The organism is secondary endosymbiont of Heteropsylla cubana, assembly GCF_000287355.1.
Taxonomy (GTDB): Bacteria; Pseudomonadota; Gammaproteobacteria; order Enterobacterales; family Enterobacteriaceae.
In genome coordinates this window covers 868,626-888,164 of the sequence record NC_018420.1, presented here as the reverse complement: position 1 = coordinate 888,164, position 19,539 = coordinate 868,626, and the positions used below count along the sequence as shown (strand labels likewise).

General features: G+C 29.9%; 12 protein-coding genes and 1 tRNA gene. 1 reads left to right on the top strand and 12 read right to left on the bottom strand.

The features are described from left to right. Positions 1–84: 84 nt before the first annotated feature. From bamA to gmhB, 10 genes are all read right to left on the bottom strand, one after another. Entirely contained in the window at positions 85–2,511 is a 2,427-nt protein-coding gene (gene bamA, locus A35E_RS02390; protein WP_014889090.1) for an outer membrane protein assembly factor BamA, read from the bottom strand. 36 nt (positions 2,512–2,547) lie between these two features. After that, the gene (gene rseP, locus A35E_RS02385; protein WP_014889089.1) at positions 2,548–3,786 is read right to left on the bottom strand and encodes an RIP metalloprotease RseP; all 1,239 of its coding nucleotides are present in this window, start codon (positions 3,784–3,786) and stop codon (positions 2,548–2,550) included. Positions 3,787–4,738: 952 nt separating this feature from the next. Further along, a complete protein-coding gene (locus A35E_RS02380) occupies positions 4,739–5,584 on the bottom strand; it encodes a phosphatidate cytidylyltransferase (RefSeq protein ID WP_014889088.1) in 846 nt (281 codons plus the stop codon). Next, complete coding sequence (gene ispU / locus A35E_RS02375; RefSeq protein WP_044105138.1) at positions 5,581–6,357, bottom strand: (2E,6E)-farnesyl-diphosphate-specific ditrans,polycis-undecaprenyl-diphosphate synthase; 777 nt, start codon at positions 6,355–6,357, stop codon at positions 5,581–5,583. The genes A35E_RS02380 and ispU overlap by 4 nt, the downstream gene beginning before the upstream one ends. A gap of 1,514 nt (positions 6,358–7,871) precedes the next feature. Further along, positions 7,872–9,068: a 1-deoxy-D-xylulose-5-phosphate reductoisomerase gene (gene ispC / locus A35E_RS02370; protein ID WP_014889086.1), complete on the bottom strand. Its 1,197-nt coding sequence runs from the start codon at positions 9,066–9,068 to the stop codon at positions 7,872–7,874. Positions 9,069–9,218: 150 nt separating this feature from the next. After that, on the bottom strand, positions 9,219–9,740 hold the full coding sequence (gene frr, locus A35E_RS02365) for a ribosome recycling factor (protein ID WP_407635090.1): 522 nt from the start codon (positions 9,738–9,740) through the stop codon (positions 9,219–9,221). Positions 9,741–9,832: 92 nt separating this feature from the next. After that, positions 9,833–10,570: a UMP kinase gene (pyrH, locus tag A35E_RS02360; RefSeq protein ID WP_014889084.1), complete on the bottom strand. Its 738-nt coding sequence runs from the start codon at positions 10,568–10,570 to the stop codon at positions 9,833–9,835. Between the two features lie 187 nt (positions 10,571–10,757). Next, positions 10,758–11,558, bottom strand: coding sequence for a translation elongation factor Ts (gene tsf, locus A35E_RS02355; protein ID WP_014889083.1), 801 nt, complete (start codon positions 11,556–11,558; stop codon positions 10,758–10,760). Between the two features lie 114 nt (positions 11,559–11,672). Next, positions 11,673–12,404, bottom strand: a complete 732-nt coding sequence (gene rpsB / locus A35E_RS02350; protein ID WP_014889082.1) for a 30S ribosomal protein S2 — start codon at positions 12,402–12,404, stop codon at positions 11,673–11,675. A 450-nt stretch (positions 12,405–12,854) separates the two neighbouring features. After that, positions 12,855–13,427, bottom strand: a complete 573-nt coding sequence (gene gmhB / locus A35E_RS02345; protein ID WP_014889081.1) for a D-glycero-beta-D-manno-heptose 1,7-bisphosphate 7-phosphatase — start codon at positions 13,425–13,427, stop codon at positions 12,855–12,857. A gap of 2,525 nt (positions 13,428–15,952) precedes the next feature. Here gmhB and A35E_RS02340 point away from each other — a divergent pair. Continuing rightward, positions 15,953–16,029: transfer RNA gene (locus A35E_RS02340), tRNA-Pro, on the top strand. A 427-nt stretch (positions 16,030–16,456) separates the two neighbouring features. On the opposite strand, the gene A35E_RS02335 is transcribed toward A35E_RS02340, so the two are convergent. Both A35E_RS02335 and suhB read right to left on the bottom strand, forming a co-directional pair. Then, positions 16,457–17,167: a Bax inhibitor-1/YccA family protein gene (locus tag A35E_RS02335; RefSeq protein ID WP_014889080.1), complete on the bottom strand. Its 711-nt coding sequence runs from the start codon at positions 17,165–17,167 to the stop codon at positions 16,457–16,459. A 1,085-nt stretch (positions 17,168–18,252) separates the two neighbouring features. Continuing rightward, on the bottom strand, positions 18,253–19,035 hold the full coding sequence (suhB, locus tag A35E_RS02330; protein ID WP_014889079.1) for an inositol-1-monophosphatase: 783 nt from the start codon (positions 19,033–19,035) through the stop codon (positions 18,253–18,255). Between the last annotated feature and the right edge of the window lie 504 nt (positions 19,036–19,539).

The following is a 19,539-nucleotide window of genomic DNA, read 5'->3' as shown; positions in this document are numbered from 1 at the left end:
TACCAAAACATATTATTAAATAACGTAATTATATTTTATATATTCATTTTAATAATGGTAGGCTTTTTACAAATTGATCTAATATTACCACGTTTTGCCAATATTGAACTGAAACTGCTCTAACTTATCGCTATTGTATTTTTTAATTGGCTTTGCATAAGAAAATACTAGAGGCCCTAATGGTGAAATCCATTTCAACGCAATACCAGTGGAAATTCGGATATTGCTTTTATCGCTGTAATCTAAAATACCCGCTTTTCGGGTATCAATGGTATTGTTCCAATTAGAATCCCATACAGTACCGCTATCAATAAACAAAGAAGTGCGGATAGAATGAGGATATTTTTTACTTAATAATGGGGTGGGTACGATAAGTTCGGCACTAGCAATCACCATTGCATTACCGCCTATGGCATCGCTAGAGTTGATTAACTTACAATCACTACACTGAGTGTGATGTGTGTTGCAGTTATAATAAGTTGCTTTTGGGCCGATTGTATTAGATCCGAATCCTCTGACAGTATTCGCCCCTCCTGCATAGAAGTTATCGTAAAATGGCATCTCTTTTCTTCTTAAACTTCCCCCGTATCCGGAACGGAGACGAACCAAAAGAACCCATGTATCCATCTTATTCATAGGAAAATAATGATTAGCATCACAAGTAATTTTATAATACTCGTTATCAGAACCAGGCAATGTCACTTTGGCGTTAAGAGTCGCACGTGAACCACTAGTTGGGAAAAATCCTCTATTTAAGTTGTTATAGTTCCAACTCATTGACAAAAAGAGATCATTCGCTACGATACTAGAATCGCTGTTTTTATTATTAGAAAACATCACTTTAGGCGTAACATCAACACTATTTAAGTAACGCCATCTAGTGACTTGTGGTTGTATGTTATTTAGTTCATTATGCACGTAATCTAGACCAAAATGTAGCATATTGATCTCACTGATAGGAAAACCAAGCGTAGCTCCTGAACTATAGCTTCGTAAATTATAATCAGACAAGTCTGCATCATCGGCATGGAAGTAATTATAAAAAATTTTTCCAGCTAGACTAATTCCATCTATCGTAAAATATGGATTTGTCATCGAAAGATCAGCGTAAGTTTGGTAGTCGTTTTTAGTACCACTAAAACCAATAGCATTACCAGTTCCCAACCAGTTATCCTGATGGATTCCGCATTGAAAACTTACTCCACTTTCGGTTCCCATTCCAACACCAAGGTTAATACTACCAGTATTGGACTCTCTGACTTTATAAATAAGGTCTACTTGACCAGGGGAACTAGAAACAGGCTGCATTTCGCTTTCTATAATTTCACAATATCCCAGTCGATTAATACGCTTTTTACCTTGACGGATAAGATTATTACTGAGCCAGGAACCTTCCATCTGACGCATTTCACGTCGTAAAACAACGTCTTTCGTAATATTATTGCCTTTAAAATGTATTTGTCGAACATAGAAACGTTCTCCTATGTCAACATTAATATAAAGTTTTACTGTATTATCTTTTTCGTTAATTTTATGTTGAATTGCTACGCGTGGATAAGCATGTCCATAAGAATCCAGTAATTGTTTTATACTATTTAGTATACTCGCAATATGGGATCCATTATATATAGTTCCCCTCTTGAGCTGTATTAACTGTCTAATTTTAGTCGAATATTCACCCATATTTCCATCTAACACAATATCTGATAGCTTATACTGCGAACCTTCGGTAATATTGATAGTGATATAGATACTATTTCTATCAGGGGTGTAACTAATTTGCGTGGAATAAATATTAAAACAAACATAACCATGTTCTAGATAAAAGTTTCTTAGGATGTTTAGATCATCGGCTAACTTTTGTTTGCAGTATATGCGATCTCTTACAACACCCCACAATGGAATTTCGTTGTGTAATTTAAACTTTGAAACCAGCTCATTGGTTGTAAAAACATGGTTTCCGACAATATTAATTTTCTGAATTTTAGCCGATGCGCTTTCTTTAAAAACCAGATTAAGATCAACGCGATTATTCGGCACAGGTATGACTTCAATGTTTATCGTTGTATTATATTTTCCAGAGCTATAGAAAAAATCTTCAAGACTTTTTTTTGTGTTAAAAATCTTGCTAAAATGGAGGGGTTCTCCAACTCGAATATCTTGATTGTCTAAAGATTGTTTAAGAAGATCTTTTTTTATTGTCTTATTACCAATGAAGGTAATACGTGAAATAATCGGATATTCTTTGACTTGTATTATCAATATGCTTTGATCACGTAGCACCCGAATATCTTCGAAGTGTCCAGTAGCGAGCAAAGCATGGATAGTATTAGTAATGTCTTTGTCCTGTATCTCGATCCCGATTTTGATCGGGATACTGAGCAGGGCTGTACTAACAGACACTCGATGAAGTCCTTCGAAATGAATCTTTTTTACAATAAATCCTTTTTCAGCATATATACTAGGGCTGGTTAAAAGTAATAACAGTATAAATAATTTTTTTATCGACATGGTGGTATATGGGCTCTTCCTAATATTATCTCATTTTTAAAGTTTGCAAATATCATTAAAAATTGCTAAACCCATTAACAGTATCAGCACAATTGAACCAATACGGTAACTAAAGTTTTGCATTCGTGTTGAAATTGCTTTTCCTTTAAGTTTTTCTAGTATTAAGAAGATTAAATGGCCACCATCTAAAACCGGTAAAGGGAATAAATTGACAACACCTAAATTAATACTCATTAATGCTAGAAACATTAGGTAACAAATTATACCGTAATCTGCGGAGATCCCCGCGTGTTTAGCAATAGAAATAGGACCATTTAAATTATTTAGATTGACATGCCCTGTTATTAATTTGCTTAACATATTGATTGTAAGGTAAATGATATAGCACGTTTTTTTTACAGCGAGATGAAAAGCTTCTATAGGACTGTACTGCTGAATAGTCTTAAGATCTAATGGTGAAAAACTTATAGATGGTAATATTCCAATAAAACCTTCCATTTTATCCTTTCCAACAAGTTTACTATCAGGCTGGAGAGTTATATTGAATAGTTCATTTTTTCGTAGAATACCTATTTTAAGTATACGACCGGGGTTGTCTCGTATGATGCATATAAATTTTTCCCATGAAGTCATTTTTATATCATTGACTGCAATGATTGTATCGCCAACCTGTAAACCAGATTTCATTGCTGCCGAATGAGGTTGAATTTCAGAAATTACTAGATGATTTTTTAACTCTTGTAGAATTGAAACTAATGATTCATCATTGTTATATGCTTTCTTATCAATTTGTGAATCATGTATATTAAAATCTTTGACATGCTTAACTGGTTTTAAACTTATAGGTGATAAATTTTCATATTTATTCGCCATTGATGTGTTTATAACTGGTTGAGAGATTGGGATTCCGATAAGAAATATTATCCAATAAAGCAATGTAGCAAATAAACAATTAAAGATCGGTCCAGCTGCAATTATTGCAGCACGTTGACAAATACTTTTTTGATTAAACGCTCTATAACGATTTTCAGGTAGAATGTTAGATGTTTGTTCGTCTAACATTTTAACATAACCCCCTAAGGGAATAGCAGCGATAATATATTCTGTGCCTAGTCTATCGCGCCAACGAAAAATAGCTTTTCCAAACCCTATAGAAAAACATTCCACAGTTACCTTACAGCACCGAGCTACCAAAAAATGCCCTAATTCATGCACTGTTATTAACATACCCATTGCTAAAAGAAATGTAGAAAAGTTCCAAAAAAAATGCAACATAAGAAAATTCCCATAGAGTTATTACATAAAATCAGCTAGTTCTTAGCCCCTAAGATTAAATTTATTTTCATTAAATCTATAATATATTCCTGAAATTTTAACAACGTTATTTTGATAAATACATCATCATGACAATTAATTCAGTTACTTGTATCTTAATAAATTAAAAATTAAGACACGTTCCTTTAAAAAGATTTTATCTACATCAAAGACAGCTATCTGAACTACTCGATGATTTATATAAACATCGAGCTTTATCAATATAATTCCTTATTTTAAAAATAATTGTTAATATTTAAGTTATACTTATAAAATAAATATATTTAATAAATTATTTTTATTTTGTGAGACGAGCAGTTTTTATACAATTTATAATTAGGGGGGGCATTGCTATATCTAACAATGAACTATTTAGGTAAACTTTACCGTTTTTTTCGATAACTTTCATTTATATTAATTTACTAAGTATTAATTAAATTACTATTAAGATAAGTCTGAATAGATGATCGATATGTTATAGCAGTTTCAGAGAAATTGATTTATATAAAATCTTTAATTTGTTTTTTTTGAATGTTTACCCCCCCCCTCTTCTCTAAGAAGAAAGTGTTTATTTTTTTTGATTCTTTAATTGACAAAACTTCCCAAAGAGCTTATAGGAAACTTTATTTAAAGTTAAATATTGGAGTTAATAAAAAATTCTCCATAGATAATAAAAAATATAAATCGGGAGGTTATGCTATGATTTTTTTAAATGATAAAAAATAACACTCGCTGTGTATTTTCGTCAATATAACAGTCAAAAACCTGTCAATATAAAATAAATTATAGATGAACTGTATATTATTTTAAACATTCCTTTAATTTAGGATAAAAATCCTAAATCTTAAACTAAGAGTGCGTTATTCATGTATATTTAATTAATCGTCGTTCAAGACTTATATACTTAACAACATTAAAACACTTCTAGTATTAAACAAAGAAATACTGGCACAGCTGCAGTTAAACTATCTATACGGTCTAAAATTCCTCCATGACCAGGTATTAAGTAGCCGCTATTCTTAACACCAGATGCTCGTTTAAACATGCTTTCGCTTAAATCCCCTATAACGGACGCTAAAATTGCAACTATTGAACCAATAATCAACCTAAGCGGCGAAATACCAATCGATACATATTTTCCTAATAAAAAAACGAGCATTGTAGATATAAGTAATCCACCTAACAAACCTTCCCACGTTTTATTAGGGGAAACGTTAGGTGCTAGTTTATGACATCCCATAGCACACCCAAATATATAACCGCAAGAATCAGCACTCCATATAAGCACCATAAGATATAATAGTAACCAAGCTCCGCTGAACTCGTTAATATCATAACGGTATTGACGAAGAATTAGCACCCCTAAACAAAAAGGTATAATGGTTAGAAATCCAAATATTAATCGCAGAGCTTGAGATCCAATCCATAGCCTTGCTGAGCGTGGGTAGAAAAAGACTAAAATAAAAGCTAAAATCCACCAAATTATAGAAGCCTTAAAAATATATCGCACCTGCCAGAAATTCATGTATGGCAGATCAGGGTGAATAATTTTTGTTATAAAAATTAAACAAAACCCAAAAAAAAATTTTAAAATAATCACTTTCTTGAAACTGGTTAATCCAGACAGCTTACCCCACTCCCACATGCTTAGAATACATACTAAACCAACAGCTAAAGAAAAACCTCTTAGTGATAAAAGAAACATTGCGGCAATAACTATATTTATTAAAATAAAGGAAGAAATTAAACGATATTTCATATTTTTTCCCTATTACATAAATTCACATCATTAGGAATAGTCTTACCAAAACGTCTCTCACGTTGTACAAAAGCATTTAAAGCCTCTTCAAAAATGACATCATTAAAATCTGGCCATAACACATCGGTAAAAAATAACTCTGCATATGCAATTTGCCATAACAGAAAATTACTAATTCGATATTCACCTCCAGTGCGAATAACAAGATCTACCGGGGGTTCCTCATTCATGCACAATGTTTGGCAAAAAATCTGTTCATTGATTTCATCAGGTTGAAGTATACCCGCTTTAACACGTGAAGCAATCTTCTGCACCCCTTGGATAATATCCCAACGTCCACCATAATTTGCAGCAATATTTAAATTTAAGCCATCATTTGTACAAGTTAATCTTTCAGAACGGTGAATTCTCTCCTGCAAATGCAAAGGAAATGCTACAATATTACCAATGATGCGTAATCGAATATTGTTCTTATGAAGAATTTTTATTTCTCCATCTAACGCCCAGACAAACAATTCTATTAAAGCAGAGACTTCCTGTTTCGGTCTACTCCAGTTTTCACTGCTAAATGCATATAACGTTAAAGCATGAAACCGGTGCTTAATAGCAAAATTTACAGCATAGCGTACAGACTGTACGCCAGCTTGATGACCAACAACTCGTAGTTTTCCTCGATTTTGAGCCCATCGTCCATTTCCATCCATAATAATAGCTACATGGCGTGGTGAGGAGAAAGGTAATTCTTGTTCAGATTTTTTATTTTTAGAGAACATTACTCTCACATATTTCCTTACTAAGATACCAAAATTTATTAGAACGAAGAAAGGTTCATAAATGTGTAAAAACTATATTGATATGTATTCTATGACTAATTTTAATTAACTAGTTATATCAACTAAATATATAGACACTATAGAATTCTATTAGGTAACAAACAAAAGTAGAGATGAAAGATTATGAAATATATTAAGTTTCAAGCTAATTATTCTTATAAAGTTACCATAGAATCTATATGTTAAGTATTTTAATTGGTTATTAATTCTTAAAGAATATTAAATGACATTAACAACATTCCTTATATAGTTAATTAATAGTATTTTACTTGGATATGAATTGATAAATGAATGAATATTTAAATTCTTGCTTATTTTAGAGTAACCTATCTTATGTTTCTTATTCTATCAAATAATTAAAAAAACAAACGATTTTATTTATTATTTAATTTTAACTAATCGGATTTGGTTGTAACTAACGGGTTCTATCATCAATCCAGAAAAAATATTGCATAAGGTAAGATTGTTAGATGATTAACAAAACTTGTTACGAGACTATTTTTTTTTTGAAAAAAATATTTTTTTAATAGTGCCACTTGTTTACAAGTCATAATCATTAGATAAATTTAAAAAAAATAATATTTTATAAAACACTGTTAATTGGTACTACTTTTCAGTAAGTAAAATAATAGTCATGCATCTTTGTTGTAGAAAATGAAAAAAAACTTACAAATAACGGAATCATCTATTTATTTTTTTTAATACATTTGAATCCTCACAGAGGGGGTCTATTGTTGAATTTTGTTGAGGTTCTATTATATTTTCTCGATTACTTGTAACTCTGTAAGTAAGTGAAAGAATAAATTAATAAAAAAACCGACCTATAATTAAATTTTTTTTATATCTAACTAACATTATAGTATCAATAAAAAAAAAGAAAAAATGTATAAAAATACGACATATGGGACTAAACAAAGAAATGTTTAAATTAGACTAAAAGTCTAAAATGTAATAATTTATAATAAAACTTATTTAACTGACTTCTTATTGGAATAACTAGCAGTCTATGATGACATTTTTGTAAGCAAGCAATAAAACTGCTATTTTATTATTAATAGATATACAAACATAATAGATATGTTGTTAACATTTAATTAAGTTGTGAAAACTTAGTTTCATTTAAAAACAATAAAAGTAGATAAAAAATCAATTTTATTGAGAGTAGATTTCAGGAAAATTTCTATATTAGAATGTTGATTCTACTAAATTTTTATTCTTACGGAAGCATTCTACATTAGTAAAAATCTTTTAATATTAAAATGATAACAGATAACTATATTCGATATGTTAAAGAATATTCATATCGCGATAATAATAAATTTGATATAGGAATAAAGTTCGTGGTTTACAAAATCGATTTATCAATAAATTAATTTATTAACTATGTTTTTTAGATTACCAAGTGCGCGCAAGAATAGTAGTTATCATAACCTAATTCCTATATTTAAATCTCATTAAAGCCTAAAATGAATAACACTTTGACGAGCTTTTTCTCTAGCTTGAATGTCAATGGCAAACACTTCTTCTAAAGTATTTGGTTCAGGAAGACTAATTTTCTCTAACACCCATTGATTTACAGAAGCGATATCCGTAAAACGAATGTCGCCATGTAAAAATGCTGCAACTGCGATTTCATTAGCCGCATTAAGTATTGTAGTCGCAGCTTGACCTTGTTGGGTAGCGTCAAAAACAAGTTGTAAGCAGGGATAACGTTCAGTATCAGGATGTGCAAAACTTAAGCTACCAAGATGTAAAAAATCTAATGGTTTGACACCGGATTTTATCCGTTCTGGATATGCCATTGCGTTAGCAATTGGTATTCGCATATCAGGAGGAGCGAGTTGAGCTAAAACACTTCCATCAGTATAACGTACCATAGAGTGAATAATTGACTGAGGATGTAATAATACTTCAATCTGTTCTGCGTCCGCATTAAAGAGCCATCGCGCTTCTATATATTCTAAACCTTTATTCATCATCGTGGCTGAATCTACTGAAATTTTTTGACCCATTGACCAATTGGGATGTGCACAGGCTTGTTGTGGCGTCATATTGGCTAGTGCCCCAAGCGGGGTTAAGCGAAAAGGGCCGCCAGATCCAGTTAAAACGATACGTGACACACCATATTCCGTTAAAGAACCGGAACCTAACTTGTGTCGAAGTCCTTCAGGTAAACTCTGAAAAATAGCATTATGCTCACTATCTACTGGTAAGAGGCGAGCATTATTGCGATGTGCTTCTTGCATAAATAATCTACCACAGGTTACAAGAGCTTCTTTATTAGCTAATAAAACTCGTTTACCAGCGCGTAGCGCTGAAAGTGTTGCAGCAAGCCCAGCCGCTCCAACAATGGCTGCCATTACGGTGTCTATTTCATCTAGCGCAGCGAGTTCGCAAGCTGCCTGTATGCCAGATAGTACTTCTGTGGCCATACCAGCTTCTTCCAGATTAGTTTTAAGAATTCGAGCTGAAGCTGAATCTGCCATACATGCATAAGCAGGACAGAAATACAGGCACTGTTTGGTCATCAATTTAACATTATTACCCGCAACTAATGCGTGCACTGTATATTGTTTAATATTTTGCTTTATCACTGCAAGCGTATTGGTACCAATTGAACCCGTACTACCAAGAATCGTCAAATGCCGCATAAAGTTGCTTTATTGTACCGCGTTAGAAGGATAAAAAAAGTGTCTATTCTGATGTAATCAAATAAAATTATATATATTTTTATTATAAACATTGCAATGCACATCTATTTAGGAGGGTGGTTAATACGAAATTTGATAGTTTTAACTATATTAAACTTTTATTAAATCCGCTTCCTTTTTAGCTAGACTATTATCAAGATTTTTAATCCAGGTATCTGTAAGTGTCTGAATTTTATTTTGGAAGTGACGATCTTCGTTTATGTCGATATTTTTTTCTTTTAAAAGCATTTTTATTTTTTCATTAGCATTTCGGCGAATATTGCGTATGGATATCCTACTCTGCTCTGCCTCGGTTCGAACAAACTTTATCAAATTTCTTCGTCGTTCCTCAGTCAGAGACGGAAGAGGTACTCTAATTACTATACCAGTACAAACTGGATTGAGCCCTAAAGCAGATTTCATGATAGCTTTACCTATAATTGGAACGAGATTCGGATCAAAGACAGTAATAGCTAGAGTGCAAGAATCTTCTACAACAACATTTGCGAGCTGATATAATGGGGTTAAAGAACCGTAATATTCTATCTGAATACTATCTAGCAAGTGCGAAGAAGCGCGTCCTGTATGGACTTTCTTCATGTGGTTTTCAAAGACATCTACACATTTTTTCATACGTATTTCGGTGTTGTTAATGATTGTATTTAGCACGTTGCGAACCCTTAAAGCTGAGCAATTCAAATAGAGTTTAGGATAGCTAATTTGATTTATTTGTCTATTGAGTGAGTGATTAAAGTACCCTCTTTATCACCCATAACCACTCGATGTAAGGCATTAGGTTTGTTAATATTGAAGACGCATATTGGTAAATTATAATCTCTCGCTAAAGAAAATGCACTCAGATCCATTATTTTTAATTCTTTTTTAATAATGTCTTGATAAGTTAGTTTTTCGTAAAAAGTAGCATCTACATGCTGTTCCGGATCTGCCGAATATACTCCATCTACCTTCGTTCCTTTTAAGACCGCGTCAGCTTTGATTTCAATACCGCGTAAACAGGCAGCTGAATCTGTAGTGAAAAAAGGATTTCCAGTTCCCGCCACAAAAATTACAATATCGTTATCACAAAGCAACTTTATAGCCTTGGCCCAATTATAATTATTACAGATTCCATTTATAGAAACGGCTGACATTAAATGAGATTTAATATTAACACTACGTAATGCATCACACATCGCAAGTCCATTAATCACGGTTGCTAACATTCCTATATGATCGCTGACAACACGATTCATACCAGTTTTTACAAGCCGAACACCGCGAAATAAGTTACCACCTCCGACGACGACACCAACTTGAACACCAAGTTCTATTACTTTTTTTACCTCATGAATCACATTCTCTAATGCATTAGCGTTAATACCGAAATCTGTATTTCCCTGCAATGCCTCACCGCTTAATTTTAATAAAATACGCTGATAAATGGGTGTTGCTTTTTTTACCATTTTTCTTCCTCGAAAAGAATTAGATGGTTAGAGTTAACCAAGTCATTTTAAATGAGGTTTATACAGTTAGCGTATCTAAAAAACCTATCAAGGTATTATTTATGCGCAACTACGACAAACAAGCTGCGCATTGTTTTATCTATTACTTACCATATTTATTTTATTAATAAAAGAAAGCGTCTTTTCTTTAAATACCTTCTCCAATTTCAAAACGAATAAAGTCTTTTATTTTAAAATCATTTTTATTAAGCAATTGACCAACAGTTTTACTTAGATCCATCACAAAATTTTGACTAGTTAAAGATATTTCTTCTCTGAATTTCTTCATACGCCCTGCTACTATCTTCTCTGCTATTTCAAGGGGTTTTCCAGATTGCATGGCGATGTTGAGTTGAATTTGATATTCACGATCTACTACTTTAGATGGGATATCATCAGTATGTACATATTCTGGTTTACTAGCTGCAATATGCATGGCAATATGTTTTAATAGTTCTGTATCAGCTTTTCCAGACACTATAACGCCAATGCGCTCATTGTGTAGATAAGAAGCCAGAAGTTCACCTTCTAAAATGCTAATGCGGCGAATATCAATGTTTTCTCCAATTTTATTGATCAGCGTAGTACGATCTTCTTCTAATCTAACATTAAGAGTTTTAACATCTTTAATAGATTCATTTAATGCTACACTAATCGCTTCATTACCAAAAGTTTTAAAATCATGAGCTTTAGCAACAAAATCAGTTTCACAATTTAGTTCCATAATAACGCCATATTTTTTATTATTGGCGATTTTGATGAGAATAATTCCCTCTGTTACAATACGACTCATTTTTTTTGCAGCTTTAGCCCGACCTGCTTTACGCATATTATCAATAGCTATTTCAATATTACCCTGCGCTTCAACTAGTGCTTTTTTGCATTCCATCATCCCTACGCCAGTACGTTCGCGTAGTTCTTTAACTTGATTAGCGGTAACATACGCCATTATATTTTCCTTATGATGCTATGTTAAAACTATATACAAAAAAAGATCTAATAAACGACCCTCTTGGTTTAATTATTCAAGATCAATCTAAATAAATTCTGATAATAATATTTTTTAGTTATTTAGTTTCTGAAAAATTTTTTCACTTTGCTCTTCTAGAGCATGATGACGCCCCTCTCGAACTGTAGTAGCTACAGCGTTCAAATAGAGATTGATTGCACGAATAGCATCATCATTACCTGGAATAATAAAATCTATTCCCGCTGGATTACAATTAGTATCAACTACAGAAAAAACTGGAATTCCAAGATTGTTTGCTTCATTAATAGCGATATGTTCATGTTCTGCATCAATAACAAATAAGGCATCTGGTAATCCGCCCATATTCTTTATACCACCCAGACTTTTTTCTAACTTTTCTAATTCTCGAGTACGAATCAACGCTTCTTTTTTAGTAAGCTTCTCGAATGTACCGTCTTGCGACTGAATTTCCAAATCTTTTAAACGTTTAATAGATTGACGAACCGTTTTCCAGTTGGTCAACATTCCACCTAGCCAGCGATGATTAACAAAGAATTGATCACAACTAACTGCTGCTTCTTGTATCGCGTTATTTGCAGCACGCTTTGTTCCAACAAAAAGGATTTTACCTTTTCGATAAGCGATTTTATTAAGTTCCATTAAGGCGCTTTGAAATAAAAAGACAGTTTTTTCTAAGTTGATAATGTGAACCTTATTACGAGCAGTGAAGATAAAATCTTTCATTTTAGGACTCCAATAGCGCGTTTGGTGTCCAAAATGAGCTCCAGCCTGGAGCAAGTCACGAATGGAAATAGTAGTTGCCATATATAAATAAACCTCTATTTTTTTTGTGGGGTTATACCTCAACATATCCCGTATATTCGATTCGAACAGTATAAGTGTAGAGATCTCCGGTTTATGCGCAGATACGAATGTGTAATAGAAAAGTTGAATATCGTTCTAGTAATAGACTTGAGGATTAAAATCTTGTTGGCAAAGAAGCTCCATTTTATACTATAAACTAAGTGTAGACTCTATATGACGCTCTAAAAAGCTTTCTTCAAGATATAAAACTTAATGTTATATTGATAGAAATCAGTTTATTATAAATAAAAAGATTTTTCTCGATTTTATCGAAAAATAAGTGATTAAAGTGCTTGTCATAAATTTGATGAATGGGTTTATTTACAACATATCGCTACCTTTCAAAAAAAATATCTATTTTTTATAAAGTGGCTATATTATTTGAAATAAATGCTTACTTTTACGTGAAATTTATTGTTTTCTTTGTTGTTGTTTAATAACAGCAGGTAGTGTTGCGAGACTATCAATTATCCAATCTGAAGCTTTACTAGCTATTTTTGTTACAGTGTTACCACTGCGAACTAAAACGCGCATATTCACTTTTGCTGCTTTCGCTGCGAGCATATCTTCTATTTTATCGCCCACCATGTAAGAAGTTGTCATGTCGATATGTAAATGGCGCTGTGCAGTTAGTAGCATTCCAGGCTTAGGTTTACGGCAATTGCATTTCTTGCGTAATTCTTTAATTATTCCGAGCGGATGATGTGGACAAAAGTAGTGTCCATCGAGATCAATTCGATAATCTAAAAGAGACCAATTTATCCATTTTATAAGACTTATTAGCTGATCTTTTTTGAAAAAACCACGAGCTAGCCCAGATTGATTTGTTACTATTACTAAGGCGAACCCCATAGTTTTTAATTCTCTCATAGCATCAATTACTCCATCAAAAAAATGGAAATCCTCAACTTTATGAACATAACCTTTATCATAATTAATAGTTCCATCACGATCTAAGAAAATTGCGGAAACAAAACTTGTCACGTTCTTTCTCCTAACTGAAAGATAATAATTAAATATTTAATTTTAATATTTGTGTATAATTTCATTGTTTATATAAATGTGATTTATGTGTCACATCTATCAATAGATGGATTGGTCCGTATTACTTAAAAAAAATAAACATTTTTATTTAATTAATATTAAAATATTTTAATTTCTATACAATTTATTTGCTTCTTTTAGAGGTTTTTTTATTGTAAAAAACTAGTTGATATTATCGAATGATAAATGTAATTTATATATGAATAAACAAGCCTTTTTAACCAAAAGATGTAGTTATTATGCTACAATATACTAATGGATTAATTTTTTTGGAGACAATAAGGATAAATTCTAGTAACTATATTTTTTTGAATTAAGATCTCTATAAGATCAGGATAAAATATCTTTATTCTATAAGCCTATCAAAAGGGGCAGAAAAACCAACTCAAGAAAAAAAATAGATTCCATATTATATAATATGGTTTTATTCTTTTCTTATAATGGATCAGAGATAAAAATTTTATCTAATAACAGCTCTTTTCTATTAGAACCAATAACCTGGTTTTTCTGATCTACCAATTATAGATCTAAAGTTAATTTAAAAATACTACTAATGTAATCTTAATAATCATTAATAATATTATTTTTATAATTACACATCAGTTGTTTCTAGTTTTTTTATTCTAGTATAGGTAGCTAAACAGAAAAGATTAGTTTACTACCGAACTACTTAACATTAAGGTAAGTCTTTAAGAGTTGGATAAAGTTATCAGATAAGCTAAACTATTCAAAAAAATACGCGATAACGATTTTAACTATTTACTTTGGAACAATAAATCATATGACAAGTTTAGAGGTAAACTCGTGATATCATTACCGCTAAAAAGACTCTTTATAACGTATTTTAACCTTTGACGAATTATGGTTTGTTGGTCTTTGACAGGTTTTAAAAACATTCGTGTTTTTTCAAAACGCAATATGTATAAAGCAAATTAATCCATTATTACTGTAAATCAATTTTATATACCTTAAAAAAGATTTTATCTCATATCAATATTGCCGAGTAATGATCATATCTATTGAACTTAATACATTATCAACCTCGAATATCTTGTAAAACATTTTATTGCCTATTTATTATTAGCATTCTTTGTCTATTTTTTTTGGATGGGTGAAAAAATATTCATCGAATAAAATGAAAATTTTGTTCTTCATGTCTTCGTTATATACGTACTAAAGATGTATTTATTACCAATCAATAAACTAATAATTTTTATGCTTCACTATTTTAGTGAGAAGGAAAAATTCTCGCTCTTGTTTTTTAAACAATATTTTTTAAATAAAAAGTTACTTCCTGTCAGTATGTTAAAATGACTGTTTAATATTTTTAGTGAGGTAGAATTAAAAAATTAGTCTACGGACTAGAATATAGACTAATAAAAAAGTTTTTTATTAGCTAAATCTATATAATGTGCAAATCTTATTTATAAGATACTTGATTATATTGCTTTTTATTTATTTTTTTTTGAGAAGCTGTAAACATAAATTCTTGAAAGCATGAAATGCTATTTCTCGCTTAATGAGCGTTGGTATTTTTTTAGGGCAATTTAAACTATCTTTTCTACATTATTCAATTCCTATTACTTAATTTCTAATAATCGTTTAAATAATTTTAAAAATTAAAATTAAAATAACTTATATTGATATAAATATAGCATCATTTTAAATATTTTTTCTAATTTTATTATATAAAATAGATAATCGTTCCAAAATCATTTAATAAATTTATTTAATGCAATTAACATTCATAGTTACATAACTTATTTTTAAATTTTTTCTCGTTTTTAATTTTAATAATTCGAAATTAACATGAGAGAAGAAACATATAAACTAAATAAAAAAATATTTTTTAAAAAATGCTGTATTTTAAATAAATAAACATTCATAAAAAATTTTCTATAAAATTTTAGAAAAAATAATTTACCAAAATTAATGTATAATCTTAATTTTTGAAAAATATTTAAACATATCTGTTTATTGCAGAAGATTTTATTTTTGAATACCGATATAATAAAAAAACATTTATAGATTAATCATCTAAAAATCTTAAATTAGAATAATATTCTAAATCTGTATTTTTATAAATCTAATCTTATTAGATAAGACAAAAATATAAAAATTTTTATTCACGGTTAAGAATAATAATATAGAAAAAGAAATTTTGTATTCTGATAATAATATTACTTTCTAAATACTTTTTTCATGTTTGTCATTTAATTATACTATTAACATAATAATAAAAGTTTTATTGCGTTAATAAAAAATAGGTTTATTGAACTATTCAGTTGAATTACAACAAGAAGTTCATCGTTTTTATGAAAGTTGACGTTTAACTCTATAAAGTTAGAGGTTAATAACTGATATTTCAGTATAAAATTTTTATAAAAATCTCGCTTTAATGAAAGATTACAAGTAATATAGCTCATCAAAATATTTTTTAATTTATACTAAAATAGTATGCTTTTCGGCATGTAGCGCAGACTGGTAGCGTACCGTCATGGGGTGGCGGGGGTCAGAGGTTCGAATCCTCTCATGCCGACCAGATTTTTTTAAAAAATCTTTTTATAAATTCAAAATTTCTAACATAACTATATAATTAATAAAATTAATCTACATCCACATTATTAAATTTCTAAAAAGGTAAACCATCAATATTTAATAATATTTATTATTATCTAGATTTTTTCTCCTTCATACACATAAATAAATTAATTTATTGCACTTAAGATTAAACTTTATAAAAAGTTTTAAAATTTTGAGTCGTATTAAAATCAATAATTTCATTTAACCTAAAAATACAAAACTTTTATGTTAATTAGGTCCATAACCTTACATTTTTTCTCACATGTCATTAAAAAAACACTTGGGGCTAGATCTTAGGGAAACATTCATTGCGAACATAAAAAATATTTCATAGTATTAGAATATTATAACCCGGAAATACCCCTTTTTAATTAAGATTACACAAATTAACGACGATTACCAAAAATACGAAGAAACATTAAAAATAAATTAATAAAATCTAAATATAAAGTTAGTGCTCCAAATATGGACTCTTTATGAAATTGCTCCCTATTTCCTAATGAAAGCTGAGTATTTATTTTTTTCAGTTTTTGGGTGTCATAAGCAGTTAGTCCTACAAAAAGAAGTACACCAGTATATGTTACTAACCACGTTAACATAGTGCTCTTTAACCATAAATTCACTAGGGAAGCTAATCCTACACCAATCAATGTCATTAACAATAAATTATTAAAGCTAGTTAAATCTTGTTTAGTTGTGTATCCATACACCGTCATAACACCAAACATACCTGAAGTTATTACAAACGTACTGGCGATAGAAGAAGATGCATATAGGATAAAAATACTTGCTAACGTTAAACCAGTTAAAGCTGAATATAGCATAAAAAAAGAGGTGGCTAACATACTACTAAGGCGATTTACCATGTTTGAAAGAATAAAAACCACCACTAATTGAACTATCATAAGAGAAAAAAATACTAAGTGATTTGAAAAAATAAACTGCAACAATATTGGCGTACGAGCAGCATACCAAGCGACAAAAGCAGTTAATAATAAGCCGCAAGTCATCCAACCATAGACTTGGGCCATAAATGGCTGAATAGTTTTATTAGCACGTTCAACTATAGAGCTGTGAGAGCGAGAAAAACGAACCATAAATATCACCTTTGAATTAACAAAAAATGTTAGTTGAGTATAAATAATTTTTTTTTAAAATTGCAAACGATCACTATCGTTGATCAACTATATCATAAAATCACATTTAGTCTAAACTAAACTTATTTTTATAATTATAAATACAATTCATCTTATTATTTAGACTTAAATGCGCATCATACTTCTAAATTAATTCTATTGTTAAGATTTACGCTTTAGCAAAATAAAAAACCATGAAAAATTAAATTTTATATTTAATACATATATTCTTAATCAGAATCACAATCCAAAATAAAAAACTATTACAGATAAATATACAACCAATCAACCTTCCGTATAATTTTGTTTAAAAATCTATTTTTACTGCTAATAATAATTCTATTTATATTATTATTAGCAATTTATTTTTCCCTAATTGTTACGGAAAATACTCTTAGATCTTTTTCAGGCAATTTTGAAAATCAAATATGCAGATTATAGATATTAATTTTAGATCCCATACTTGATCGTTCTACTTTTAATTATTCAACAATATATTGATTTTTTATAATCTATATGAATTTTTCATATAAGGCATGATCAATTTTAGTATTAATAAAAAAAATAAACTAAAAATAATCTTCATTTGTTTCGTGTATCTTAGACATATTACTGTAAAAATATTTAGTAATTCTGGTCAAAAAAAAGAATCTTTAACTGGATTTGCATATCTTTAACTACGACTCAGATTAAACATTTTGATGAGCGTTTCATACAAAACTACAACAAATAGACAATAGACTGCTTTAAATTCGAGAAAAGTCACAAAAAAATGCTTAATTATTAAAATTAAACAGCAACATAGATTACAATTTTATAATAATATTCTGTCTAACTAAAAAAAATAAAAAACTTAATTTATTGAATATATGTAAAATAATATTCTTTCTGATTTTTATCTAAAAAAATAAATTTTTTATGAAAATTTAAGATGAGTAAATTATCTTTTATATAGGTGTAGATATTCTTGACACGTAAATTAAAAAAAATGCTATATATTTAATTTCTTAATAACACTATACAGTTGTTAATTACAAATTAAGCGTTTAAAAATTTTTCAATTCATTACGTATAGTAGATACTATTACTTTCAATAATTTAGGATTAGCAGCTATGATGTTCCCAGATACAGAATAATTATGGCTACCGATAAAATCGGTAACCCACCCTCCAGCTTCACGTACTATAAGTTCTCCGCTAAGAAAGCTGCATGGTTTTAAAGCAATGTCAAAAAATCCATCTAAACGACCTGCGGCGACATAGGCTAAATCTAACAATGGTGAACCTGTGCAACGAAACGCTTTACATTTTAGAAATAACTTGCTTATTATGGAAATATAATTACTAGAATTTTCTTGCGTATTAAACAAGAAAGTAGTGCCTAATACAGTGCTCTCTATACCACGTTCTGTGCCCCCACGCAAACGATAACCGTTTAATTGTGCTCCTTGACCTCGAGATGCAGTAAACAGTTCATTGCGCATCGGATCATATATGACTGCAACTGTCATGCAGCTTTTCACTAATATGCCAATAGATACAGAAAAATGAGGAAAACGTTTAATAAAATTCGTAGAACTATCTAATGGATTAATAATCCATTTTACATCATTGTTCTTTCCTATTAGTTCTCCACTTTTTTCGGCATAAACGCTATGTTGTGGATAAAATCGTCGAATAACTTCAATAATTAATCGTTCTAGTTCCCGACAGAAAGTGGAAATAAAGTTGGTTTTGTTTTCGTAGATAGAAGGTGTTTCATAGTATTGTGAAATTAATTTTCCTGCTTTTCGCGCAGCGCGAATAGCAATGTTGAGCATCGGATGCATATGATGTCGCCCGCTAAACTACTTTTAAATATTTAAAAAAATATACTATAAAGTAAAAACAAATACCACTACTATTGCAGTAGTATTTGTTTATATAAGTATCTTATATAACGCTTTACTTTTATTTAAAACAATATAGTTTTATTTGTATAAATAAAACGTTAATTACTTTGTATTAATATTGCATGTTATTGCTAATTCTCCATCATGTTATCTTTTTAATTTTACTAGTATTATGTCAATTCTAAGATGTTGGTAAAATATTAAATAAAAAATATTATTTAAAAAAATTAAAGTTTTATTTAGAATTAAATACCTTTTTCTTTTAAAGAAAAATATAATAGTTTTATTCTATTAGTGAATATAAAAAAAATAGTTTAAAAAGATATAGTTATCTTAAAATATAACTAATTACACGATATGCTGATTTGTATTATTAAACACTATTTCAAGAATATTCCTGTCACGATTTTTGTTCGCTATAATGCAACATATTTTCTTTTA

Excerpts from the sequence above, each read along its gene's own strand:
- frr (WP_407635090.1), bottom strand. The coding sequence starts at position 9,740 with ATGAAAAAATGTGTAGATGTCTTTGAAAACCACATGAAGAAAGTCCAT.
- bamA (WP_014889090.1), bottom strand. The coding sequence starts at position 2,511 with ATGTCGATAAAAAAATTATTTATACTGTTATTACTTTTAACCAGCCCT.
- ispU (WP_044105138.1), bottom strand. The coding sequence starts at position 6,357 with ATGTTCTCTAAAAATAAAAAATCTGAACAAGAATTACCTTTCTCCTCA.
- tsf (WP_014889083.1), bottom strand. The coding sequence starts at position 11,558 with ATGGCGTATGTTACCGCTAATCAAGTTAAAGAACTACGCGAACGTACT.
- A35E_RS02380 (WP_014889088.1), bottom strand. The coding sequence starts at position 5,584 with ATGAAATATCGTTTAATTTCTTCCTTTATTTTAATAAATATAGTTATT.
- rseP (WP_014889089.1), bottom strand. The coding sequence starts at position 3,786 with ATGTTGCATTTTTTTTGGAACTTTTCTACATTTCTTTTAGCAATGGGT.
- rpsB (WP_014889082.1), bottom strand. The coding sequence starts at position 12,404 with ATGGCAACTACTATTTCCATTCGTGACTTGCTCCAGGCTGGAGCTCAT.
- suhB (WP_014889079.1), bottom strand. The coding sequence starts at position 19,035 with ATGCATCCGATGCTCAACATTGCTATTCGCGCTGCGCGAAAAGCAGGA.
- pyrH (WP_014889084.1), bottom strand. The coding sequence starts at position 10,570 with ATGGTAAAAAAAGCAACACCCATTTATCAGCGTATTTTATTAAAATTA.
- A35E_RS02335 (WP_014889080.1), bottom strand. The coding sequence starts at position 17,167 with ATGGTTCGTTTTTCTCGCTCTCACAGCTCTATAGTTGAACGTGCTAAT.
- ispC (WP_014889086.1), bottom strand. The coding sequence starts at position 9,068 with ATGCGGCATTTGACGATTCTTGGTAGTACGGGTTCAATTGGTACCAAT.